This window comes from Staphylococcus pseudintermedius (genome assembly GCF_034042775.1).
GTDB classification, from domain to species: Bacteria; Bacillota; Bacilli; order Staphylococcales; family Staphylococcaceae; genus Staphylococcus; species Staphylococcus pseudintermedius.
Window position 1 is genome coordinate 845,175 of the sequence record NZ_CP120150.1, and the last position, 23,057, is coordinate 868,231.

At 37.3% G+C, this 23,057-nt stretch carries 23 protein-coding genes and 1 pseudogene; 13 read left to right on the top strand and 11 right to left on the bottom strand.

Going from position 1 to position 23,057, the window contains the following annotated elements:
* The first annotated feature begins 191 nt into the window (after positions 1–191).
* From tsaE to tsaD, 4 genes are read left to right on the top strand one after another with little or no spacing between them, the layout of a single operon-like run.
* Entirely contained in the window at positions 192–650 is a 459-nt protein-coding gene (gene tsaE, locus P3U61_RS03825) for a tRNA (adenosine(37)-N6)-threonylcarbamoyltransferase complex ATPase subunit type 1 TsaE (RefSeq protein ID WP_014613396.1), read from the top strand.
* A complete protein-coding gene (gene tsaB / locus P3U61_RS03830; protein WP_063278594.1) occupies positions 631–1,287 on the top strand; it encodes a tRNA (adenosine(37)-N6)-threonylcarbamoyltransferase complex dimerization subunit type 1 TsaB in 657 nt (218 codons plus the stop codon). The genes tsaE and tsaB overlap by 20 nt, the downstream gene beginning before the upstream one ends.
* A 23-nt stretch (positions 1,288–1,310) precedes the next feature.
* Positions 1,311–1,736, top strand: a complete 426-nt coding sequence (gene rimI / locus P3U61_RS03835) for a ribosomal protein S18-alanine N-acetyltransferase (RefSeq protein ID WP_049770181.1) — start codon at positions 1,311–1,313, stop codon at positions 1,734–1,736.
* Positions 1,729–2,751, top strand: a complete 1,023-nt coding sequence (gene tsaD / locus P3U61_RS03840; protein ID WP_063278593.1) for a tRNA (adenosine(37)-N6)-threonylcarbamoyltransferase complex transferase subunit TsaD — start codon at positions 1,729–1,731, stop codon at positions 2,749–2,751. The genes rimI and tsaD overlap by 8 nt, the downstream gene beginning before the upstream one ends.
* Positions 2,752–2,986: 235 nt before the next feature.
* Here tsaD and P3U61_RS03845 read toward each other — a convergent pair.
* The 3 genes and pseudogenes from P3U61_RS03845 to P3U61_RS03855 all read right to left on the bottom strand — a co-directional run.
* Positions 2,987–3,205 (bottom strand): annotated as a pseudogene (locus P3U61_RS03845) (IS110 family transposase); the annotation flags it as partial.
* 528 nt (positions 3,206–3,733) lie between these two features.
* Positions 3,734–5,317: a MutS-related protein gene (locus P3U61_RS03850; RefSeq protein WP_100006622.1), complete on the bottom strand. Its 1,584-nt coding sequence runs from the start codon at positions 5,315–5,317 to the stop codon at positions 3,734–3,736.
* A 362-nt stretch (positions 5,318–5,679) separates the two neighbouring features.
* On the bottom strand, positions 5,680–7,632 hold the full coding sequence (locus P3U61_RS03855; protein ID WP_099987189.1) for an ABC-F family ATP-binding cassette domain-containing protein: 1,953 nt from the start codon (positions 7,630–7,632) through the stop codon (positions 5,680–5,682).
* Positions 7,633–7,783: 151 nt separating this feature from the next.
* On the opposite strand from P3U61_RS03855, the gene P3U61_RS03860 reads away from it, so the two are divergent.
* Complete coding sequence (locus P3U61_RS03860; protein ID WP_101457305.1) at positions 7,784–8,431, top strand: redox-sensing transcriptional repressor Rex; 648 nt, start codon at positions 7,784–7,786, stop codon at positions 8,429–8,431.
* 119 nt (positions 8,432–8,550) lie between these two features.
* Here the strand turns inward: P3U61_RS03860 and P3U61_RS03865 are convergent, their stop codons facing one another.
* Both P3U61_RS03865 and P3U61_RS03870 read right to left on the bottom strand, forming a co-directional pair.
* Positions 8,551–8,775, bottom strand: coding sequence for a sulfurtransferase TusA family protein (locus P3U61_RS03865; RefSeq protein ID WP_101457306.1), 225 nt, complete (start codon positions 8,773–8,775; stop codon positions 8,551–8,553).
* 24 nt (positions 8,776–8,799) lie between these two features.
* Positions 8,800–9,885: a YeeE/YedE family protein gene (locus tag P3U61_RS03870; protein WP_187549342.1), complete on the bottom strand. Its 1,086-nt coding sequence runs from the start codon at positions 9,883–9,885 to the stop codon at positions 8,800–8,802.
* A gap of 231 nt (positions 9,886–10,116) precedes the next feature.
* On the opposite strand from P3U61_RS03870, the gene P3U61_RS03875 reads away from it, so the two are divergent.
* The 3 genes from P3U61_RS03875 to P3U61_RS03885 are packed head-to-tail and all read left to right on the top strand — an operon-like array spanning position 10,117 to position 13,552.
* A complete protein-coding gene (locus tag P3U61_RS03875; protein ID WP_014613408.1) occupies positions 10,117–11,064 on the top strand; it encodes a LacI family DNA-binding transcriptional regulator in 948 nt (315 codons plus the stop codon).
* Positions 11,065–11,119: 55 nt separating this feature from the next.
* Positions 11,120–12,604: a sucrose-6-phosphate hydrolase gene (locus P3U61_RS03880; protein WP_101457910.1), complete on the top strand. Its 1,485-nt coding sequence runs from the start codon at positions 11,120–11,122 to the stop codon at positions 12,602–12,604.
* Between the two features lie 3 nt (positions 12,605–12,607).
* The gene (locus tag P3U61_RS03885) at positions 12,608–13,552 is read left to right on the top strand and encodes a carbohydrate kinase family protein (RefSeq protein ID WP_037542584.1); all 945 of its coding nucleotides are present in this window, start codon (positions 12,608–12,610) and stop codon (positions 13,550–13,552) included.
* 59 nt (positions 13,553–13,611) lie between these two features.
* Here P3U61_RS03885 and agrA read toward each other — a convergent pair whose 3' ends face one another.
* The 4 genes from agrA to P3U61_RS03905 are packed head-to-tail and all read right to left on the bottom strand — an operon-like array spanning position 13,612 to position 16,363.
* Positions 13,612–14,328 (bottom strand): quorum-sensing response regulator AgrA, encoded by a 717-nt coding sequence (gene agrA, locus P3U61_RS03890; RefSeq protein ID WP_014613411.1) that lies wholly within the window; start codon positions 14,326–14,328, stop codon positions 13,612–13,614.
* A 13-nt stretch (positions 14,329–14,341) separates the two neighbouring features.
* Positions 14,342–15,634, bottom strand: coding sequence for a quorum-sensing sensor histidine kinase AgrC (gene agrC, locus P3U61_RS03895; RefSeq protein WP_015729415.1), 1,293 nt, complete (start codon positions 15,632–15,634; stop codon positions 14,342–14,344).
* A 23-nt stretch (positions 15,635–15,657) separates the two neighbouring features.
* Complete coding sequence (gene agrD / locus P3U61_RS03900; RefSeq protein WP_014613413.1) at positions 15,658–15,795, bottom strand: cyclic lactone autoinducer peptide AgrD; 138 nt, start codon at positions 15,793–15,795, stop codon at positions 15,658–15,660.
* A gap of 1 nt (position 15,796) precedes the next feature.
* Positions 15,797–16,363: an accessory gene regulator AgrB gene (locus tag P3U61_RS03905; protein ID WP_323695718.1), complete on the bottom strand. Its 567-nt coding sequence runs from the start codon at positions 16,361–16,363 to the stop codon at positions 15,797–15,799.
* A gap of 391 nt (positions 16,364–16,754) precedes the next feature.
* On the opposite strand from P3U61_RS03905, the gene P3U61_RS12255 reads away from it, so the two are divergent.
* Entirely contained in the window at positions 16,755–16,835 is an 81-nt protein-coding gene (locus P3U61_RS12255) for a delta-lysin family phenol-soluble modulin (RefSeq protein ID WP_110144734.1), read from the top strand.
* Positions 16,836–17,118: 283 nt separating this feature from the next.
* Here the strand turns inward: P3U61_RS12255 and P3U61_RS03910 are convergent, their stop codons facing one another.
* Complete coding sequence (locus P3U61_RS03910; protein ID WP_101458021.1) at positions 17,119–17,922, bottom strand: carbon-nitrogen family hydrolase; 804 nt, start codon at positions 17,920–17,922, stop codon at positions 17,119–17,121.
* Positions 17,923–18,086: 164 nt separating this feature from the next.
* Between P3U61_RS03910 and P3U61_RS03915 the strand changes: the two genes are divergently transcribed.
* The gene (locus P3U61_RS03915) at positions 18,087–19,448 is read left to right on the top strand and encodes an SdrH family protein (RefSeq protein ID WP_101457972.1); all 1,362 of its coding nucleotides are present in this window, start codon (positions 18,087–18,089) and stop codon (positions 19,446–19,448) included.
* Positions 19,449–19,559: 111 nt separating this feature from the next.
* On the opposite strand, the gene mroQ is transcribed toward P3U61_RS03915, so the two are convergent.
* Entirely contained in the window at positions 19,560–20,327 is a 768-nt protein-coding gene (mroQ, locus tag P3U61_RS03920) for an intramembrane glutamic endopeptidase MroQ (RefSeq protein ID WP_199613453.1), read from the bottom strand.
* Positions 20,328–20,496: 169 nt separating this feature from the next.
* Here mroQ and groES point away from each other — a divergent pair, with 169 nt between their 5' ends.
* The 3 genes from groES (at position 20,497) to P3U61_RS03935 (ending at position 22,876) form a co-directional block, all read left to right on the top strand.
* Entirely contained in the window at positions 20,497–20,784 is a 288-nt protein-coding gene (gene groES / locus P3U61_RS03925) for a co-chaperone GroES (protein ID WP_015729412.1), read from the top strand.
* Positions 20,785–20,832: 48 nt separating this feature from the next.
* Positions 20,833–22,452, top strand: coding sequence for a chaperonin GroEL (gene groL, locus P3U61_RS03930; protein WP_019167564.1), 1,620 nt, complete (start codon positions 20,833–20,835; stop codon positions 22,450–22,452).
* A 322-nt stretch (positions 22,453–22,774) separates the two neighbouring features.
* A complete protein-coding gene (locus P3U61_RS03935) occupies positions 22,775–22,876 on the top strand; it encodes a hypothetical protein (protein WP_233535992.1) in 102 nt (33 codons plus the stop codon).
* Positions 22,877–23,057 lie beyond the last annotated feature (181 nt).

Consider the following 23,057-nt stretch of genomic DNA (forward strand, 5'->3'; position numbering starts at 1 on the left):
GTCATTAATTTACCTTATATTAGAAAAGAAGTCAACAGTAAATCAAAAAAATTCTGAAAATATTTTAGGTGCGCGGTGAAGCAAAAAATTCCATTAGTGGTGAGCTTTAAATGTTCCAGTAAGTTGATAAGGTCAAAATGATAAAAATTTGTTACAATAGGTTAGAAAATCGAGTCAGGAGTGCGAACGAAATGAGAATTAAAAACAAAACAGCGATGCAAGCATTTGCGAATCAACTTGCAACTTATCTCAAAGCACAAGATGTATTGTTATTAGATGGCGACCTAGGTGCTGGAAAAACAACTTTAAGTCAATTTATCGGACAGGCGTTAGGTGTAAAACGTCCTATCAGTTCACCGACTTTTAATATTATCAAATCATATCGAGGTACCCATTTGAAATTTCATCACATGGATTGTTATCGATTAGAAGATTCTGATGAAGACTTAGGATTTGATGAGTTTTTTGAGGATGAAGCGGTGACTGTAGTGGAATGGAGTCAATTTATTCAAGACTATTTGCCACCACATTATTTGAAAATCAACATTCAAACGATAAACGAAACAGAACGAGAGCTGAGTTTTGAAGCACATGGCTCACATTTTGAAGAGATAAAGGAGGCCATCGAACATGTACAGTTTACTGATTGATAGTGCCAATCAGCCATTATCAGTAGCGATTATGCAAGAGGGTCACGTATTGATAACGCATACGACAACGATAAAACGTAATCACTCGGTGCAGCTCATGCCACTCATTGAATGGTTATTACAACAAGCACAATTGAAGCCGAAAGATTTAGATGAAATTATTGTCACAGAAGGTCCTGGTTCGTATACAGGATTACGTATCGGGGTGACGACAGCGAAAACACTTGCTTACACATTGAATATTCGATTGTATGGCGTGTCATCGTTAAAAGCGATTGCAGCACAAATTCAATATTCTGATGCGTATATTATTCCAGTCATCAATGCGAGACGACAACACGTTTATGCCGGTGTTTATCAATGGCAACAAGGTGAACTTGTTAATGTGATGTCGGATCAATATATACCACTCGATAGGTTAATTGAGCAATGGACAACAAACGACAACGTTATCTTTGTAGGTGAAGATGTGGCACAATTTGAAACGGAATTAGCACCCTTTAAACGATTAAGTGCGCCTCCTCGAGCAGATCAAATGTACCCACATAAAGGAGCGCCACGCGATATTCATACCTTTACACCGCAATATTTAAAACTATCGGAGGCGGAACAAAATTGGCTGAATCAACAAAAATAGAAGATCAGCTTCAAATTAGACGTATGTCCCATGAAGATGTGCCTGAAGTGTTTGACCTAGAGCAGGCGAGTTTTCAACATAGTTCATGGACGATTGATGCCTTTTATTATGAACTGGAACAAAATAACTTTGCACATTATTTCGTGCTCGAATATGACCAACGCATTATCGGTTACTTAGGATTATGGGTCGTGGTCGATCAAGCACAAGTGACAACTATTGCGATAGATGCAGCCTATCAAGGTCATGGACTAGGACAAATGCTATTAAAATATGGGATGAACTATGTGGGGTCTATAGCGACAGTGATGAGTTTAGAAGTACGTGTCGATAATGTCGTTGCACAACATGTGTATCGAAAGCTCGGTTTCCAATTTGGAGGCAAACGAAAAAATTATTATGGTGATGGAGAGGATGCATTAGTCATGTGGGTGAATTTATATGAATGAACAAACAAAGATTCTTGCACTTGAAACGAGTTGTGACGAAACAAGTGTGAGTGTCATTGAAAATGGTCAAACGATTTTAAGTAACAGCGTATTAAGCCAAATTGAGAGTCATCAACGTTTTGGAGGAGTCGTTCCAGAAGTGGCGAGTCGTCATCACGTTGAAAATATTACGGTCATGATTGAAGAAGCGTTACAACAGGCCCATACATCAATTGAAGATGTGGATGCTGTCGCGGTTACACAAGGACCTGGACTGATTGGGGCGTTACTCGTTGGTGTGAATGCTGCGAAGGCACTGGCTTTTGCGAATGATAAGCCGCTCATTCCAGTCCATCATATTGCCGGTCATGTTTATGCCAATCAACTTCAAAGTGGCTTGAAATTCCCATTGATTGCCTTAATTGTTTCAGGTGGTCATACAGAGCTTGTCTACATGGAAAATCATTTGCAATTTGAAGTGATAGGGGAAACACGTGACGATGCAGTTGGTGAAGCGTATGATAAAGTTGCACGTAAAATTGGCTTACCATATCCAGGTGGCCCTGCCATTGACCGACTTGCCGCTCAAGGGGAAGACACGTACGACTTTCCACGAGTGTGGTTAGAACCGGATAGCTATGACTTTAGTTTTAGTGGTTTAAAGAGTGCAGTCATTAATAAATTACATCAATTAGAACAAAAAGGTGATCCGATTATTCCAGAAAATGTCGCAACAAGCTTCCAAAATAGTGTTGTTGAAGTGCTCGTAGGAAAAGCAATGCGTGCATGTGAAGCGTATGGTGTCAAACAACTCATCGTTGCTGGTGGTGTTGCAAGTAATCGAGGTTTACGTCATGCGTTAGAAGTCGCAACTGCTGAGAAAGGGATAGAGCTTGCAATTCCAGAGCCCAAATTATGTACTGATAATGCGGCGATGATTGGTGCAGCAGCGCATGAAATTTATTTAAAAGGAATTCGTGGAGATATGGCGTTGAACGGTCAAAGTAGTATGGATATCGAGATGTACCGAGATTAAGTTGTTAAGTAGGTCTTGAATATTTCAATTATGCAGAGATTCATGGAGATTGCTGAACCATTCTGCGCTTTCTAACAAAATTTAATCAAAAGGGATTGGGATATTTGGTTTTCCCAGTCCCTTTTCCTACGATTTGTCAAGGGTTCAATAATTAAAATTGACATTACTGAACTAGACCGTCCAATTTTTACTTTTTTGAATAAGGTGTTATGATGTATATGATTATATGGTTGCGTTAGTGTGGTGCTTTCTGATAATCATATAATTTATTATTGACTATCAAGTAGTGAATGGTCTTTAATAAGCGATTGATACTCGCTATTACGGCAGTCTTGTGGGTTTTCCCATGAGGCTGCTCTCTTAATTTATAATAATAATCCACAATATGGCTTTGATAATGATTTCTTCCCCTAATAATGTTCATAATGATTTAGTACAATAAACGTCTTGCTTTTGATGGAATTATATTCATTATTGATGAAAACATCGACGAAAAATGAGCATAAATTAGATAAAAAGTTGATGCTATTGTTTTCTAGATTTCATAAACTTGCCCTTAGTTTCGCTGTATTTCATATAATATTACCCAGAAGGCTGAGATGCCTGATGGAATGCATACTGCTGACAGTTGCCGCTTCTCTTTAATAGTGGTTACTGTTTATCGCAGTAGCTGTCTGACTTCTCAATGTTTACACTTTTAAGAAGTCGAGTCAGTCATGCGGGGGCAGTACGGCGAAATCTTTGTGACACATGATATTTCTGTAACGCTCCCCCCAATCCATTAACGCGTCAACAAGTGTAACAGTTTAATCAAGTCGAATTGAGTTGAAGGGCTAGCCCCTAGGAAACGCGAAGCCATGAGGGCAATCAAAAGCATAATTCGTGGGAGAGGGCAATTTTAACGAGAATATCGCATCAATAACATCAAAAATTTTAATGCCCTATCTCCTTTTGCGTTATATTGATCATTTTTAGTATACTTTTAAGTTTCAAGTTGCTTCACATATGCTTGAGCATCCGTGTAAATACGATTTGGAAACTGCATGATGCGAATTAATTCCAGCGCATTTCTCGTATTTGCCGGGCCTTCTTTAATGTGATAATCAAACACAATTTCTCCGTCGGTCACATGCTCATTAAAGTGATAATTAGCATATTGATGAGCTAAAACTTCTGTTAATTCAATATCATGTGTCGCTGCGATAATTTTTAAATGAGACAGTTGGTTTAAATAATCAAGGACGGCGTGTGAAGCGGCGACACGTTCAGTAGTATTTGTCCCTTTGAAAATTTCATCAATAAAATAATAATGTTGAACGGCTGCATCTTGAAGAAACAATCGTTTGAGTGATTTCAATTCTGCCATAAAGTAACTGTCGCCACTTGTGACATCATCGGCATTTGCCATTGTCGTCTTTACCATACCAGGAGTGTAGTGAAACTTGTCAGCGGTCACTGTACGTATCGCTTGAGCCATGATGAGATTCAATGCGACAGCTTTCATAAATGTTGACTTACCAGAAGCATTAGACCCTGTTATCAAAACATTTTGATTGAAATCGAAGTCATTCGGTACCGCTTCATCAATCAGTGGATGGGTCAAACCTTCAAATGTGACATGGTCTGCTTCAACAGGCTCAGACGTATCGTAATGACAACGATATTGATACACTGCTAATAAACTATCCAATTCTCCGATATAGCGGTAACATTCTAAAACGGTATCATAATGTTTGATAAAACGGCGAACGAGTGTGGCGTATAAATGAATATCGACTAAAAACATATACTTAAAAACCATTACGAAATATCCTGGAATCGTTTCGACGTTAATTAATAAAAAACGTAACCGCGAAATCGAACTTAATGGTTTTAATGAATGATTGAACTCAGGTGTTATTGTCATTTTTGAAAGTATTTCAGTTTCTCTTACGACCCGTCCCATAATGAAAAGTTGCTTTAAATCTTTTTCTACATAGTAATTGTAACGAAAACTAATAATAATATTGAGAAAGAAAGCAAAACAAATCCATAAAAGACCAATACCTAAATTGAAAAAACTAATCATAAGGCCTACAAACGGCATAGCAAGTAAAAATGCATAAACCCACTGACATTGTTGTTTTAATATGTCTTTGTCATAATTGGGATAAATCGACTTTCCGAGGTCAACGAGTCTTTTCACGATTTCTCGATGCTGATTCGGGTATGGACGCAGCTGCTCTAAAAATTCATAATGAACGAGTGACGTTTGTAATCGTAATGCACTATATAAATGATTTTCACCTATGGACGTGTATGTCGCATTGAGTTTGTCAAATAGGAGATCCATTGATAAATCTGACCATGTTTTGTCGTCGATTATCGTATTTCTAGCAGTATGCCGAGAATTGAAATATGCATCATAAACAGCGTGAGGATTTTCGGTTGTATCAAACCGTGTGAAATGTTCCAAATGGTAAGTCAATATACGTTGATGGCGGATACGACGCACAGTTTCTGTTATCAATGTCATACCAACGAGTGCCACCACAAGCAATAAAATGAAAAAAGTATTCGAACTCATATGTATAAATCCTTTCAATATTTTTAAGATCATATAAATTTTTACACAATATGATGAGGAAATCAATAAATTGTGAAAGCGTTTGAATCATTGGGACATGATTTCAAATTCATGTAGTAGGAAATCTGTCAAGAGGGAACGTGCGTACTTATGCACATTTTGTGAATAACTTGTGTGTAAGTTCGATGCATTTTCGTGGATAAAGTGGGGATAAGTGTGCATAAAGTAAGAAGAAAACCTCTCCTAAATTGTGGATAACTAGAATAACTTTGTGGATAGTTGATATTATCCGATTCTTAATGTGGATGAATTGTCTGTATTTCGAGTATAAAAAATGAGCGGAGTAGAAAATTCCACCACGCTCAATCCATCTCATCTTCAAATTGACTTAATGTGAGTTGTAATTCTTCCCAATTTGTCATCACTTGTTCTAAAGATTGTTCGATACTTGTTCGTTCGTTAGCTAAAGCTTGTGTTTTTTCATAATCATTCATTGTTGTATCATCGGTCATTGCAACATCAATTGCTGCGATACGTGCTTCTAATTCCGTGATTTTTTGTTCATCCGCTTCGATTTGGCGTTCGATTTTACGTTTTTCACGACGTAACGCTTTTTGGTCTTGATACGTATTTTGTGAACGGGCCGAGTCGTCACTGGTATTGTTGTCTTCACGTTGTTCATCGTATGCAGCAAGGGCGTTTTGTTGCTCTAGCTTTTCTAAGTAATATTGGTAATCACCTAAATACAGATGGCCGCCTGTCTTATTTAAATCAAAAATACGATTGGCAAGTTCATTAATAAAATAACGATCGTGTGATACGAAAATTAAAGTCCCTTCAAAGTTTTTTAATGCTTGTTCTAACATTTCCTTTGAGTCGATGTCAAGATGGTTTGTCGGTTCGTCCAAAATGAGTACATTATTACGCTCTAACATTAATAATGTCAGTTGGAGTCTTGCTTTTTCGCCACCAGAAAGGTCATTAATCACTTTGAGCACTTCATCTTGTGTAAATAAAAAGCGTCCTAACACCGCACGAACATCTTTTTCAGGCATATGAGGGTATTGGTCCCAGACAAAATCTAAAATGGTTTTATTAGAACGGAACTCTGCTTGTTTCTGGTCGTAATAACCAATTTTTAAATTAGCACCTTCAATAATTTGACCGGAGAGAGGGGGAAGTCGTTTCGCTAAAGTTTTAATTAATGTCGATTTCCCAATACCATTCGGTCCGATAATGCCAATGTGATCGCCTTTATTAATTTCAAAACGAATCGGTGCTGTAATCGGTGTACGATAACCTATCTCTAAATCTTGGATATGCATAACGTCATTGCCTGTATTGCGATCGAAATCGAATTGAATGTTCGCACTTCTCGCATCGAGCATGGGCTTTTCGATACGCGTCATTTTTTCTAACATTTTACGACGACTTTTCGCCATACCGCTTGTAGATGCACGGGTAATATTTTTTTCGACAAACGTTTCTAGTCTTTTGATTTCGCTTTGTTGACGTTCATACTCCGCGAGTCGCTTTTGAAAGTATTGATCACGTAACTGAATAAATTTTGCATAATTGCCGACATAATGTTTCACTTCGCCTAGAGAGACGTCATAGATTTGCGTCACAATTTTATCGAGGAAGAAGCGGTCATGTGAAATAATGACGATAGCACCTTTAAAATATTTCAAATAATCTTCTAACCATTCTGTTGTTGCCATGTCTAAATGGTTTGTCGGTTCATCGAGTAATAGCAAGTCTGGCTCACTCAATAACATTTGCGCGAGTGAGAGCCGTGTTTTTTGACCTCCACTAAAATCATTAATAGGTCGGTCGTAATCAGCCTCACTAAAATCAAGGCCATTTAACACAGTTTTGATTTTACTATCATAATGATAGCCTCCGAGTTGTTCAAATTCATTAGATAATTGTTCATATTTTGCGATATGCGTTTGATATTCCGTCGTTTCATAAGCTTCCGCATGTGCAGCAAGCCAGTCGGTTTCTTCTTGCATACGTTTGCCAATCGCTTTCACTTGTTCAAAAGGTTTTGCCATTTCTTCAAAAACTGTATTTTCAGTATTTAAAGTCATTTGTTGTGTTAAATAGCCGAGTTTTAGACCTTTGATTTTTGAGATGTGGCCTGAGTCATATGATTCTACACCTGCGATAATTTTCATCAATGTGGATTTTCCCGCACCGTTTCGACCTACGATACCAATGCGCTCACCTGTTTTCACTTCAAAATTAACGCCTTCAAAAATTTCTTCGCCATCAAACGATTTCGTAATCTGACTTAACTGCATTAAAATCATAGGGCATACTCCTTTCATTCTTATTTATTGTACAACAAACCCTATATGTATCAAATACTAAATGTTTCCTTATCATATAAATTAAGTTATAATTAAACACACACTGTGAAAGCTATCACATATATTAGAAATCATATCGGAGGACTTCAAAATGGGAAAATCAATGAACAAAATTCCTAGAGCGACTTTAAAACGTCTCCCTTTGTATTATAGATTTGTGAATACTTTAAAAGCGAAAGGCGAAGATCGTGTTAATTCAAAAGCCATTAGTGAAGGCTTAAATATAGATTCAGCCACAATACGTCGAGATTTTTCTTATTTTGGTGAATTAGGTAAAAAAGGTTACGGTTATAATATTGATAGTTTATTAGAATTTTTTAAATCAGAATTAAGTGATTCAGATATTATCAAAATTGGTATTGTCGGTGTCGGTCACTTAGGTACGGCGTTAATTTCTTACAACTTTTCAATACATGATGATATGACCATTACAGAAGCTTTTGACATTAGAGAAGACATTATCGGTACTACAGTCGGGGATATTACGATTAAGTCGATGGATGACATTAAAGAAACTATTGCTTCAGGAGAATTAGAAGTTGTTATTATTACGACACCTGAATCAGCAGCACAGGCAGTGACTGATCAATTAGTCGAAGCAGGTATCAAAGGTATCTTGAATTTTACGCCTAAACGTGTTCACGCGCCACAATCAGTACAAGTACATCAAATTGACTTAGGGATTGAACTCCAATCGTTACTCTTCTTTATGAAAAATTATGGTGCGACGGAAGGGTAAATGTTGACGAACTGAGCTTATAAACAATTGCTCTTTTTAGAGTTTGCTAATAATGACTAGATAACAAAAAAGCAACGTCCTTGTGAATAAGGCAGGCGTTGCTTTTTGTGTGTCAATCATTAAGCTTTTTGCACGGTAATGGTCCAAGAAGCATCACCTAATTGCTCGAATTCAGTAATGGGATAATTCTGTTCTGCTGCCCATTGAGGTATAGCTTCTGTAGCTTGTGTGCAATCGAAATCTATTTTTAACTCATCACCAATATTTAAATCTTCCATTGTCTTTTGTGCTTCTATTAATGGGAAAGGGCATACCATTCCGATAGTGCCTAATGTGTGTTTCATTTTTTATCACCTTTCTTTAATGATTTAATGAGATGCGCTTGCTGAAGTACTCGCAATTTGCGTTTGACGTCGCGCGGCATTTAATGGTTTTACAAATAAGAAATAACTCATGAACCATGTCCCTAGTATTATTGAAGCTAAACCTAACCATCCTTGCCATGAAAGTGCTGCTGTAGCAACTAAGCCATTACCGATAGAGCAACCTCCAGCGACTGCCGCACCAAAACCCATAAAGGCGCCGCCAATGGCACTGTTGCGAATGGTTTTAATATCCGGTAAACGCCATTTGAACTCTTTTGCACCACGCGCAGCAACATAAGAACCTAAGAAAATGCCTAAAACAAGAAAGACGCCCCAATCGATTAGAGATAAATCCCCTGTAGTTAAAAATTGTATGATATGTGCAGAAGGTGTTGTAATACCTAAACCACCTTCACGCCCGGTTGAATAACTCATCGGCCAAGCAATTAACGCAATGAGTCCTACTGCAATTGCTGCAACAAATGGATGAAATCGTTTTTCAAATAAAAAGTAACGTACACCTGTATAACGTGATTTTAATTTCGGAATCATTACTTTAGGTTTTGGCTTGCGTAAAGTTTTGATGACTAAAAATAGTGTAATACTTACTAAAGCGGTGATCCAAACCCAACTTGGTATACCAGTTGAAGTAGAAATATCTGCATTAGCGACAGTTGGGCTGTTAATCACATTTTTCAGTGGTAATAAAATGCCAAATTTTGAAATCGCAGCAAACAATCCATACATCACTAATGCGATCCAACTCCCTATAAGGCCTTCACCAGCACGATACCAAGTTCCCGTTGCACATCCACCAGCTAATACAATACCTACACCAAAAATAAATGATCCAATGATGGTGCCGATAATAGGGTAGGTACCATTATGTATAGTCAACACACCTATTGACGTTAAAACAAATAACCCGACCGCTTGAATTGAAATAGCAACCAGTAAGGCATAGAACATTTTATTGTTTTTTTGCACATACATATCTCTAAAGCCTCCTGTTAGGCAAAATCGTGTACGTTGCATCACGAAACCGAGTAAAACCCCAACAGTTAAACCGCTAATTATTGTCCACATCAAAATAACCCCTTTCCATATCCGACTATTTAAGTATGTATTATAAGGGATGCACAAAAAGAATGCAATAAAATCCGTAAAATAATATTCGAACATACGCATTGTCACTACATGATGAAATTGCTCACTAAGACTTGAATGTTAAATTTTATTTTTACACTGCATCGTATTTTATACAGTAATCGTGAGGGGTTTTATGATAAAATAGCTATTGAGACTGTGAGGTGATGAACAATGAATATACAGGATATCGCCAATTTAGCGGGCGTTTCTAAAAGTACAGTTTCAAGGTATTTAAATCAAGGATCGATTAGTTTAAAAACAAAGCGAAAAATTCAACACGTCATTGATACATACGGTTATGAACCGAACCAATTTGCTCAAAGTTTAAGAGCACAAAAAAGTATGATGATTGGTATTATTTTCCCGAGAATGTATTCTCATGCCGTGTCACAAACCGTTAAAGGGATTAAAGCGAAATGTGACGCATTTGGCTATCAAATGTTGTTAAATTTAACTGAGCGTCATGTGGAACAGGAACTTGATGCGCTGAAATCTTTTAAAAGAAGTAAAGTGGATGGCATTTTATTTATGGCGACTACTGTGACAGATGCACATATGGCTGTCATTCAAGAAATTGATAAACCAGTCATCATCATTGGCCAAGCACATGCATCGTTAAGTTCGGTTTACCACAATGATTATCAAGCTGGTCAACTAATGGGACGAGAAATTATGGCACAAGGGAAGCAACATGTCATTTATGCGAGTATTCAAGAAGATGACGTCGCGGTCGGTGAGCAACGTTTTCGAGGTTTGATTGAAGTGTTAACCGCAAATCAGGTGACATATGAGACATTGATGACATCGTTTGATTATGAAACCGCACTGCAATCAATTAAAGGTCAGCTTACCCAACAACCATCTGTGGCGTACGTCGGTGCGACAGATACGATTGCTTTGGCGCTCTATCAAGCGTTGATGCACGACCATATGACCGAACCGCCGTGGATTGCTGGTTTTGGCGGAGATCCTATGACACAAATTGTTCATCCAACGATTTTTACCCTACCTTATCAATATGAAGCGGCAGGACGTATCGCATTTGAACAATTACAGCTTCAAATGGAACAGCCGGACCTTATTCAAAGTTGTCAACTTGACGTGAATTCCAAATTATGAGGGTTTATCTCAAAAGAGGTGGAACCGTTACCAATGTGTTAAAAGGAGGTATATCATGGAGCAATGGAGTAGAGAAAAGCGTTATCGTAAGTATGAAGAAGCAACACATGAGGAAATGGAGTTATTAACGGCCAAAGTGAACCGCTCTCCATTTCGACAAACCTACCATATTCAGCCCCCAACAGGATTATTAAATGATCCAAACGGTTTGATCTTTTTTAATGGTCAATATTATATCGCACATCAATGGTTTCCACTAGGTGCCGTACATGGTTTAAAATATTGGCGGTTACTCACAAGCAACAATCTCGTACAGTTTGAAGATCTTGGTGTCGTATTACGCCCGGATCAAACGTTTGATAGTCACGGCGTCTACAGTGGGAGTGCATTTTCGTTTGATCAAAAATTGTATTATATGTACACAGGCAATCATCGTGACAATGAGTGGAACCGTCACAGTAGTCAAATCGTAGCAGAAGTGCAAGCAAATGGGTCAGTCCGTAAACTATTACCTCCAGCCATTCCGGCACCTCCTCAAGGGTATACACAACACTTTCGCGATCCTAAAGTGTTTGAGAAAGATGGGAAACTGTATGCATTGCTAGGAGCACAACGTGAGAATGAAACAGGGTGTGCCGTATTATACGAAGCTGAACGCCCTGAAGGACCGTGGCAGTTTAAAGGTGAAATTCAAACCCAATTAGAAGATTTTGGTTATATGTGGGAGTGTCCAGATTATTTTCAAATTCATGGAAAAGATATTTTGCTATTCTGTCCACAAGGCATAGAATCTGAAGGCGATGCGTATCAAAACATTTACCAAAGCGGTTACATAATGGGAACGTTAAATTTTGATACATTAGAATTTGATCATGGTCCGTTTATCGAACTTGACCACGGGTTTGATTTTTATGCCCCTCAAACGATGACTGATGAAGCGGGGCGACGTGTGTTAATTGGTTGGATGGGTCTACCTGACACCGAATATCCGACAGATGATGACGGTTGGGCACACTGTTTAACTTTGCCAAGAACATTAACGATTGAAGACGGCAAATTAAAACAAAAACCGCATATGCATTTAAGAAAGTTACGTAAAAATGAAGAAGTTGCGCTCGGTTATGCGAACAAATTTATTAAACAACTCCATCCTTATGAAGGAGTGCAATATGAGTTGGTCGTTGATATTTTAGAAAATGAGGCTTCTGCGTTTGAATTACAACTCCGTGCATCACGCAATGAATCCACAACGATTCGGTATGATACAACGACACGTCAGGTTTCACTGGAGCGCTTTGATAGTGGGGCATTACCGTATCCAGTTGAAGGAACGATGAGGGTGACGCAATTACATACGGATTTGAAACAATTACGTATTTTCGTGGATACATCAAGCATTGAAATCTTTTGTAATGAAGGGGAACGAGTGTTGACGTCACGCATTTTCCCTAAAGCGACATCAAATAAGTTTAAAGTCGTCACAGATTCCGGTCAAATTTATTTGAAAATGACTAAATACGATATTGTGGAAGGAGGATAATGAATGAAACGTTTTTATGCAATAGGTGAAGCGCTCATCGATTTTATTCCTACACAAAGAGAGACGCCATTGAAAGATGTGACAGGGTTTGAACCGCAAGTCGGTGGTGCACCGTGTAATGTGGCTGCTGCTGTTCAAAAATTAGGTGGCAACAGTCATTTGATTACACAAGTGGGTGAAGACGCTTTTGGTGACAAAATCATCGAGACGTTACAAGCGGTTGAAGTAGACACCTCACATATTTTAACGACAAAAGAAGCGAATACAGCACTTGCATTTGTCAGTTTATCTAATGATGGAGAACGAGACTTTTCATTTTACCGGAAGCCGAGTGCAGACATGCTATATGAAGCTGAAAATATTGACACAATTGAGTTGCAACAAGGTGATTTAGTACATTTTTGTTCGGTAGCATTAGTTGACAGTCCTATGAAACGCGCACATGTGACATTACTGGATAAGTCGGAACAAGTCGGTGCGACCGTTGTGTTTGATCCGAATGTGCGCTTACCTTTATGGGATGACCATGATGTTTATTACGAGACATTGCAAGCATTTTTACCACGTGCACATGTTGTTAAAGTTTCAGATGAAGAACTCTCATTTGTTACACGACATGAGGATGAAGCGGAAGCGTTAAAATCACTGTTTGTCGGCAACGTGCAAGCGGTCATTTACACAAAAGGCAGTCGCGGAGCATCTTTAATTTTCGAAGATGGCTCAACAATTGAAGTGCCCACACCGCCAGCGCAAGTGGTGGATTCGACAGGAGCAGGCGATGCATTTATCGGTGCAATCAGTGCGAAATTATGTCAATCCGAGCAACAACCAATTGAGACATTACGCCAACACGGGCATGATATTTTAAAATTTGCACATCAAGTTTCAGGTCGCGTCGTGTCCCAATATGGCGCCATTTCAAGCTTACCAACATTAGAAGAACTTTAATTAAAAAGCCAATCTCCCACCTATCCGGGAAATTGGCTTTTTAATGCGATATATAGCTTTTAAATTTTCTTCAAATTACGCACCGACACGTAACAAAATTCTTCATTTTTGAAATAAGCAATCCGTTCTTTCGTATCGACACTTGTAATATTTCTTCTGTTTAGCACATAACTGTTGTGGCATCTGAAGAATCGATCATCGAGTTGAGCTAACTCTTTCAAATTGCCGTAAAATTCGATTTGACGATTGTCTAAATGCGCGATTAAACGATGTGACTTCGGTGAAGACTCGAAAAACATCACGTCGTCATAGTTCACGTAAACCGAGCTTGTTCCACGTTTGAGTTCCAAAGTTTCAACAGTATGATCTTTTGTTAATAAATCAAGCCGTTTTAATGCTGTTTCTAAACAATCGATAATGCGTGTCCTTAATTCTTCAGGATCATCTTTAAAAATAAAATCCATGGCAGCCACTTTATAGACAAACGTCAAGTACGTCAGCTCACTATGACTCGTCACAAAAATAATATTCCCAACAGGATCGTGCTTACGAATTTCGCTCCCTAATTTAATCCCGTTAATATCAGACTCTAATTGAATATCTAAAAAGTAGCAGCCAATATCAGTCATGTTTTTAGAAGTTTCTAAGATAGCATAAGGGTCATTGGTAGCAAGCTCAATTTTCATCGGCTTCTCTTCAATCATAATATAGTTTTCAATAATGGACACCATACGTTCGCGTTGTTTAGGATCATCCTCACAAATCAAAATTTTCATGATACACACATCCTTATTCATAATCGTTCATAATCTCTAGTTTTTGAATAAAATAATGGTTTTCGATCGTCGTATCAAGGAATACATTGTCCGTTTGATCAATAATCTCTTTTAATGTTGTTAATCCTATACCTCGATTGTTTCCTTTAGTTGAAAACCCATCCTGGAACAAGGTATGTAACTTAGGCATATCTTTTGGCGCTTTGTTCATAATAATAATCATTACGGACTCATCCGTCTTAATAAATGCGATTTGAATGATAGGGTCCTCTATCGTGTTGGAAGCTTCTATCGCATTATCCATAATAATACCTAACACACGGCTGAGTTGAATCGCATCCATATCAATTTGCGTGATTTCATCCGCCACTTCAACAGTGATTTCAATATTATTTTCTTGCGCTTGTAAAATTTTAGTCGTAATTAAGCCTTTAATTTCACGGACTTTTAGATTCTCAATACCATTCAGTCGCATCGTATTGGATTCAAATTCGCTTTTTAAAGGACTAATATGTTCATGGTAATATTGCTTCAAACCTTCTAAATCATCTTCACGTAAATATTCGGACATCGTTAATAAAATATTCGTATAGTCATGTCGGAATTTACGCATTTTGTTGTTAATTTTTTCAATTTGTACTGTATATTTATAATAATCGTCTAATTCTTGCTTTTTCCGTTTATAATTGATTTCGCGTTCTATTGTTAAAGTGGTTGCTATAATTAATATAGCGAAAACCGAAAAAGAAATAAAACAAATGATACCAAAATATTGAAACTCATAGATATCATCAACTGATCTTGGTAAAAAAGAGAAAAAAATGACAAATCCACACGCTAAAAATACAACGAGAGCGATTAAATAAAATTTATTAATATACAGCCAAGATGTTTTAAGTTTATTAAACAATGTAATAATAATGTAAGAAAAAAGGCAACAACCTAGCGCAAAGACCACCATATAGATTAATGATGTCACGTAAAAATTGATGTGATATGTATTAAGATATGCAAAAATCCATGTCGCGATGAAATCATTAATCATTAAAACAAGAATTGTAAGTAACACTGTAATAATTCCAATGATTTTTGCTCGTCTAAAATAGAAGATGAAAAAGCAAAGAATTAAATAAAGCAAACTGTATTTATCGAAAATTAAATATAAAATAATAGAAGGGATTACTATCCCGAGGATGAGAATAATGTAATCCCTTTGACTATATTTATATTTTTGAATAATACTTGTTACTGATGCGAAAATAAAGGATTGAAATAATACTATAAATATGGCTAAAAGTATTTCCAATTTTATACACACTTTCTAACTTTTTATTTGTCCTCTTCTAACAATTCCTCAGGGATTTCTGGCTCATCAAAAAATCCAGTACTAGTAGGGATTTTAGCAAAAGTACCGATTGATTGGAATAAATTTGTAATAAGGTTGAATAAAACTTCTAAAATTCTCATGTTAAACTTCCTCCTTAGTAGAAAAAATAGGTAATAATGTGAATGATTGTAATAATACCCCATAAACGACAAAGCGATTATAAGGCGTTGGTACGATGAATGCAAGAGTCATGAGTAAAATGAATACAATGATTGATTTGATTTTAAGGCCTTTCACTCTTCTTGGAGCTATTGGTCTTTTTTTCGTTGCAGCGGGTGCATATTTGATTACGATCATCGCAGCCAATATACTCAAGCTTAACAAAAATTGAAACGAAAGGTCATATTGTACTATTAACCATGGTAAAACAACGAATGAAGCAATGTTTTGTACATGACAAAGCATTGAAGTTTTCGCGTGTGCCCCATGAGAATAAGTCCTCAAGGCAAGAAAAGTTAGGTGAACAATGAGTGTGTATAAAAAAATGTTTAATAGGAGTGCAAGCCCGTAAGTCACAACAGCTTTAAATGAGTTAATCACGACAACTTGCATGCCTAAACGCACTTTTAAAAACTCAATATGACTTAAATTCTGTCGTTGTTGGAGCTTCAGCGCCATTTTTTCAATTCCATTGTCAATAAGTAACATACGGCTCTCCTCCTTGTCTAAATTATAATACACAACTATTAAAACGCTTTATTTTTTGCCTAACTGTTCATTTATCATTCCTAACTGTTGTGATTGGTTGTTTTTTAATATTTTACCATAAATTTTTAAACAGTTAAGCATAAAAATCAACAACTTACGCACTGGTTAACACAAGGACCAAAAAACATGTTGTAATATAGTCATCATCACATTGGTGATGGAGATAAAGTGATTTTGTATTAAGTGTTGTCGAGTACACTTAATCAAATTTACTGATTAAGTTAAGTCAGATGTTCTTAGTCATTGTATTCTTCGCTCAGCTTACATGACTAAGGGAGCAACAATCTATTGGAGTCTTTGATTTTATTTATAATTTAAGGAGGTGCTCACTATGGCAGCAGATATCATTAGCACAATCGTTGAATTTGTTAAACTTATCGCAGAAACAGTAGAAAAATTTATCAAAAAATAAGATTTGATAAAAGTATTTGTTAGAATCTTTTTCCTTACTTAGACTAAAGTAAAATCAGGTTTCGATATTGAAGCCATTGTAGCAATATTTAATAATCGGTAAATTCACTAAATTTTTTCATAATTAATAACATCCCCAATTAAATAGAATAACTGTAAATAAAACATTCCCTTAATATGAAGAACAGGCGAGTCCCTCCCAAGCTCGTCTGTTCATTTTTATTTGATGATCATGATAAAAAAGGCGTTACTTCTCTTGAATAAGAGAGGTAGCGCCTCATATTTTATATTTCTTTTTGTGCGTAGCGGTATACAGACGGTCGCATATTTTCGAAAACCGGAATAGCACGGCGTTGTGTGTCTACTTTTTGAAGATCTAATGTGACGGTCATCACTGTTTCATTTTCATCTGCTTCAGCGATTATTTCTCCATTTGGATCCACTACCATTGAATGACCTGCATACGTTGTTTTACCATCATGACCACTGCCATTGACAGCAACCACATACATATCGTTTTCAACGGCACGTGCTTGTAATAACTGACGCCAATGTGTGAGTCGAACTTCGGGCCATTGTGCGACATAAAACATCACTTTTGCGCCTTGTGCTGCAGGGTAACGACTCAATTCTGGAAAGCGTAAGTCATAACAAATGATTTGAGAAACACTTGTACCGTCAGAGAGCGAATAAGGATAGGGGACAGACTTGCCACAGGTTAAAAAGTCTGGTTCATTTAACATCGGGACAAGATGAATTTTATCGTATTCATAAATTTTTTCGCCACGTCGATTGACGGCAAAGGCTGTATTGTATACGGCACCTTCTTTTCGGTTAGAAACAGATCCCGCAACAATGTCCACTTGATAATTTTGTGCTAATTTTTGTATAAAAGCATAACTTTGTGCTAAATCTTCATCTGCTAACTTATCTAATTGAGGCAATGCATAGCCGTTATTCCACATTTCAGGCAAGACTACGACATCCGTTTGATCATCTAAATGTTGTTCAAATAACGTAGCGATTTTTTGTTCGTTTTGACGTGAATTAGCGATTGCGACATTAATTTGAAATAATTGTATTTGCATCGTTATCATCCTCATTTCTGAATTAATCTTAGTGTACTAAATGATGAACGGTTTAACAAAAATCTTAATTGAATACAATCATATATACATGAGGGTGGTAATCGTAGTCACTTTTGTTTATACTGGCTTTGTTAAAAAACTTTAAACAATCAGAGGTGAATCTGATGGTAGAATATAAAAAAGAACATAGCGTAAAGCGACTATTAAAATTTGGAATCGGTTCAACGAGTATTTTATGTGTTGTATCACCTCTATTATTAACACATGACGTTGTTCAAGCAGCAGATATCAATAACAGGATGCCAACTTTGAGTACATTGAGGGCCACTTCATCATATGATCAAACGGAACACATGGATGAATTACGAAACGCCATTACTTCAGATAGTGACACTACTCAAACACCATCATTCAATGAGATAACTGTGTCTTCAACTAATGAAACGGATGCAGCGTCAATGGAAAATGTGAACCCGAGTGATGAGGTCCCGGCAAAGGATGAAAGTGAATCAACGACACCGAGTACAGAACAAGATACATCTATAGAAGAAACGGGTACTGAAGAAGTGCCATCTCATGAAGACAATCATCACAACACCCCAAGTCAAGAACAGCAACCGTCTCCGCCTGATCAACCAGGAACAAACAAAGATGAAGAGAGTGGAGAAAAACCGAATAAAGAAAATCATCGGAAGCCGAATCAACCGAACAAAGACCAACCTTCAAAAGATGAGAATAAAAAACCTGACAAAGGAAACAAACCAGCACCACCGTCTAAAGCGCCAAATCGCCCGCATCAAAAGGAAGATGGTTCAAACAACACCCCACCACCTGCCACTGATAACGGTGGAAACAGTAATGACGGTACAACAACGGGTCCCAATGGTGGAGGTGGCAGTGAAGCAAGTCCACCACCGAATGAGCAACCGTCAAATGGCAATGCAAGCGATACCCATCAAAACGGTTCAGTTTCAAGCACCAATCATTCGAATCAGTATGGTACATCGGCTTATGATGAATACGCAGGTTTATTGAATAATAATTATAAATATAATCCATTGTTTAAAGAAGAGGTTGCGCGTTTAAGTCAATTTGGAAGTCAAGACCAACATGATATTGCAAGTTTGAGTCGTAAAGAACAATTTTCTCAAAATGCATTTTTAGATGACTTGCAACAAAGTACAGATTATTTTAGATATCAATATTTTAACCCGCTTTCCACAGAGCAATACTATCATCGTTTAGATAAACAAGTACTAGCACTCGTTACGGGGGAATTTGGTTCGATGCCAGATTTCAAGAAAAGTGGTGATAAGTCATTGGTTAATAAGCATCAGCAAGATAAAGTGAAGAAAATTGAACAGCAAGGAGAAAATATTAATACGCATCATATGAAAAATACGAAAGAAGATACAGGAAAATCATTAAGTTACAAGCCGATGATTTATATTGGCATTGTCATGGTCGGTTTTGTCGGCCTGATCAGTATGATTTTATGGAAACGACTGCATCATTTTTGGAAATAAATCAAAAAAGGGTTAGGCCGCTTTAACTAAAGTCGTCTTAACCCTTTGTGCATTGTAAAAAATAAATATGAAGTATTTAAAAGTAATTTTGTGAAGCAGAACGTGTATAGTTTATGAAAGGAAAAAAGACATCCAATGCGAAGTCAATAAAAGAATGAATTGTGTTTGCTTAACGGCTTCTTCAATCATTTTTTCAGGCATCATGAGTTGAATGAGTGCAACCAAACCATTTTGAGCCATATGAATACCAATCGACACACTCAAACGTTTTGTATAAATATAAAATGCCGAAAAGATGATACCCATGACAAAATAAGCTAAGAAATGTGAAAAATCCATATGGACAACAGCAAATACTGCAGAACTGATCGTCGTTGCAATCGTGAATTTGACCCATTGATTTGCATTAATTGCGTGATACAGTTCACCAAACAATACTTTTCTAAAGACAAACTCTTCTAATAATGGTCCGACAATCGCTATCAACACAATAAATATTGGCATTTGACGAGCGATTTTCATGATTCTTAACGTATTCTCGCTCGCAGGATTAGCCCCAAATAGTTGGACAGAAATGAGATTCACAACCATTTGTGCGATAAACACAATGACTAGACCTGCTAATATATAGGGTAGTACATAGCGTTTTTTCTCTTTTGGACCAAGTTCAAAGTTCAATTTATTTTTCACGAACAACTGAAGTATGATGATTAAAATGGCGACAATGATAAAAGCAGTGAACTGAACTGCTATCGATTGCCGCAACAATTGTGCTTGGTTGCCTGTTTGAATCCAGCCAACCGCACGTGCAATATAAGGTGATATTTGTGCAAGGATGTATAGTACTACGGTGAGTAGTGAAACCCAAAATCTCTTCATAATTAGCCTCCGTTCAATCTCTTTTATTCTAACGGAAAATAAAGGTATGGACAATGGCTTTAAAGGTAAACGCTTGAAATTTTGACCAATTTTGATTATTATAGAATTAAATTAGCACTCAATATATGAAAGTGCTAAATTGATGTTGAACATAAGGAGGCACTCATACATGCTTAGACCATTAGGAAATCGTGTAGTCATCGAAAAGAAAGAACACGAACAAACAACGAAAAGTGGTATTGTTTTAACTGATTCAGCTAAGGAAAAATCAAATGAAGGTGTTATCGTTGCGGTAGGTCCGGGACGCATTTTAGACAATGGTGAACGTCTCAAACCTGAACTCAACGAAGGCGATCGTGTTGTGTTTCAACAATATGCAGGAACTGAAGTGAAACGTGACGACAAAGAATACTTAGTGTTAACTGAAGATGAAGTTTTAGCTGTGATTGAAGACTAATCAAACATTGAATATAAAACAAATGAATCCAACAACGGAGGTAATAGAATGGCAAAGGAATTAAAATTCTCTGAAGATGCACGTCAAGCAATGTTACGTGGTGTCGATAAATTAGCAAATGCTGTTAAGGTGACAATTGGTCCAAAAGGGCGCAATGTCGTACTTGATAAAGAATTTACAGCACCGCTTATTACGAACGACGGTGTAACGATCGCAAAAGAAATTGAATTAGAAGACCCTTATGAAAATATGGGTGCGAAACTCGTTCAAGAAGTTGCGAATAAAACGAATGAAATTGCAGGGGACGGTACGACAACAGCGACTGTACTTGCACAAGCAATGATTCAAGAAGGACTTAAAAACGTGACAAGTGGTGCGAACCCAGTCGGTATCCGCCAAGGTATTGATAAAGCTGTGGCAGTCGCAATTGAATCATTACACAATATTTCTCAAAAAGTTGAAAATAAAGAAGAAATTGCACAAGTCGGCGCGATTTCTGCAGCAGATGAAGAAGTGGGTCGTTACATTTCTGAAGCAATGGAAAAAGTTGGTAATGACGGTGTTATCTCAATTGAAGAATCGAACGGTTTCAACACAGAACTAGAAGTTGTTGAAGGGATGCAATTTGACCGTGGCTACCAATCGCCATACATGGTGACAGATTCTGACAAAATGATTGCTGAATTAGAAAGACCATACATTTTAATTACTGACAAGAAAATCTCTTCATTCCAAGACATCTTGCCTTTATTAGAGCAAATTGTACAATCAAACCGTCCAATTTTAATCGTAGCGGACGAAGTAGAAGGCGATGCGTTAACAAACCTTGTCTTAAACCGTATGCGTGGTACATTTACAGCGGTTGCAGTTAAGGCGCCTGGTTTCGGTGATCGTCGTAAAGCAATGTTAGAAGACTTAGCGATTGTAACAGGTGCACAAGTGATTACAGATGATTTAGGTCTTGAATTAAAAGAAGCGACTTTAGATATGTTAGGGACTGCAAACAAAGTTGAAGTGACTAAAGACAATACAACAGTGGTTGATGGAGACGGTGATCCTGCGAACATCGATGCACGTGTAGGTCAATTAAAAGCACAAATTGAAGAAACTGATTCTGACTTTGATCGTGAAAAACTGCAAGAACGTTTAGCAAAATTAGCTGGCGGTGTAGCAGTCATTAAAGTTGGTGCGGCATCTGAAACTGAATTAAAAGAACGTAAATTACGTATTGAAGATGCATTAAACTCGACGCGTGCAGCGGTAGAAGAAGGTATCGTTGCTGGTGGAGGTACGGCATTAATGAACATTTTCAAAGACGTCCAAGCAATCGAAGCGGAAGGTGACGAAGCAACAGGTGTGAACATTGTATTAAAAGCATTGCAAGCACCAGTACGTCAAATTGCTGAAAATGCAGGTCTTGAAGGTTCAGTCATCGTTGAAAGAATGAAAAATGCTGAACCAGGTATCGGTTACAACGCTGCTACAGATGAATGGGTGAATATGTTAGAAGCAGGTATCGTGGATCCAACAAAAGTGACGCGTTCTGCATTACAACACGCAGCAAGTGTTGCGGCAATGTTCTTAACAACTGAAGCGGTAGTTGCAAACATTCCTGAAGATAAAGGGAATGATATGCCACAAATGGGCGGCATGCCAGGGATGATGTAAAACAGCTTATAAATGTTGATTTAATGGCATTTTATAATTGTGAATGACATATTAATAACATAAAAGATTTCAAAAAGATAAAAATGCCGTTTAATTCAGATGAACCAAACGGACATTTAAATTCATTCTTTTGAGGCGTTTTCCTTAAGCGAGCAAAACTTATGGGAAGCGCCCTTTTGTGTGAATTGATAATCTCAGCATAAATCTTTAAAGTCGTATTTTTAAACAACTGTATTAGGTAAGCGGCGCATAAATAGGGTGTCCCAGCCCCTTTCCTACGATTAAATATTTAACTGTCTTTAATTTCACCTTTCAATCAAGTATTAATAAACAAGAAATATTCACATTAAAATCCATGCATTTTCAAGAGAAGAGTATCAATATATACTTCATAGGTAACAGTGGGGGACATAACAATTTTTAATTGTCTTACCTTGATATATTTTCATCAAATTGCCTCATTAATAATCTTTTTAAATTTTCACAATTGATGTCATGGACTCGCATTTCCTAGGACTTGCCTCAACTCAATTCAGCTATTGACAGTGTACACTGGTATGAAGCCGAATTGGATTTTCGACAGCATATGATCCCTCAGGAGTCTC

Excerpts from the sequence above, each read along its gene's own strand:
- tsaE (WP_014613396.1), top strand. The coding sequence starts at position 192 with ATGAGAATTAAAAACAAAACAGCGATGCAAGCATTTGCGAATCAACTT.
- tsaB (WP_063278594.1), top strand. The coding sequence starts at position 631 with ATGTACAGTTTACTGATTGATAGTGCCAATCAGCCATTATCAGTAGCG.
- rimI (WP_049770181.1), top strand. The coding sequence starts at position 1,311 with ATGTCCCATGAAGATGTGCCTGAAGTGTTTGACCTAGAGCAGGCGAGT.
- tsaD (WP_063278593.1), top strand. The coding sequence starts at position 1,729 with ATGAATGAACAAACAAAGATTCTTGCACTTGAAACGAGTTGTGACGAA.
- P3U61_RS03850 (WP_100006622.1), bottom strand. The coding sequence starts at position 5,317 with ATGAGTTCGAATACTTTTTTCATTTTATTGCTTGTGGTGGCACTCGTT.
- P3U61_RS03855 (WP_099987189.1), bottom strand. The coding sequence starts at position 7,632 with ATGATTTTAATGCAGTTAAGTCAGATTACGAAATCGTTTGATGGCGAA.
- P3U61_RS03860 (WP_101457305.1), top strand. The coding sequence starts at position 7,784 with ATGGGAAAATCAATGAACAAAATTCCTAGAGCGACTTTAAAACGTCTC.
- P3U61_RS03865 (WP_101457306.1), bottom strand. The coding sequence starts at position 8,775 with ATGAAACACACATTAGGCACTATCGGAATGGTATGCCCTTTCCCATTA.
- P3U61_RS03875 (WP_014613408.1), top strand. The coding sequence starts at position 10,117 with ATGAATATACAGGATATCGCCAATTTAGCGGGCGTTTCTAAAAGTACA.
- P3U61_RS03880 (WP_101457910.1), top strand. The coding sequence starts at position 11,120 with ATGGAGCAATGGAGTAGAGAAAAGCGTTATCGTAAGTATGAAGAAGCA.
- P3U61_RS03885 (WP_037542584.1), top strand. The coding sequence starts at position 12,608 with ATGAAACGTTTTTATGCAATAGGTGAAGCGCTCATCGATTTTATTCCT.
- agrA (WP_014613411.1), bottom strand. The coding sequence starts at position 14,328 with ATGAAAATTTTGATTTGTGAGGATGATCCTAAACAACGCGAACGTATG.
- agrD (WP_014613413.1), bottom strand. The coding sequence starts at position 15,795 with ATGAGAATTTTAGAAGTTTTATTCAACCTTATTACAAATTTATTCCAA.
- P3U61_RS03905 (WP_323695718.1), bottom strand. The coding sequence starts at position 16,363 with ATGTTACTTATTGACAATGGAATTGAAAAAATGGCGCTGAAGCTCCAA.
- P3U61_RS12255 (WP_110144734.1), top strand. The coding sequence starts at position 16,755 with ATGGCAGCAGATATCATTAGCACAATCGTTGAATTTGTTAAACTTATC.
- P3U61_RS03910 (WP_101458021.1), bottom strand. The coding sequence starts at position 17,922 with ATGCAAATACAATTATTTCAAATTAATGTCGCAATCGCTAATTCACGT.
- P3U61_RS03915 (WP_101457972.1), top strand. The coding sequence starts at position 18,087 with ATGGTAGAATATAAAAAAGAACATAGCGTAAAGCGACTATTAAAATTT.
- mroQ (WP_199613453.1), bottom strand. The coding sequence starts at position 20,327 with ATGAAGAGATTTTGGGTTTCACTACTCACCGTAGTACTATACATCCTT.
- groES (WP_015729412.1), top strand. The coding sequence starts at position 20,497 with ATGCTTAGACCATTAGGAAATCGTGTAGTCATCGAAAAGAAAGAACAC.
- groL (WP_019167564.1), top strand. The coding sequence starts at position 20,833 with ATGGCAAAGGAATTAAAATTCTCTGAAGATGCACGTCAAGCAATGTTA.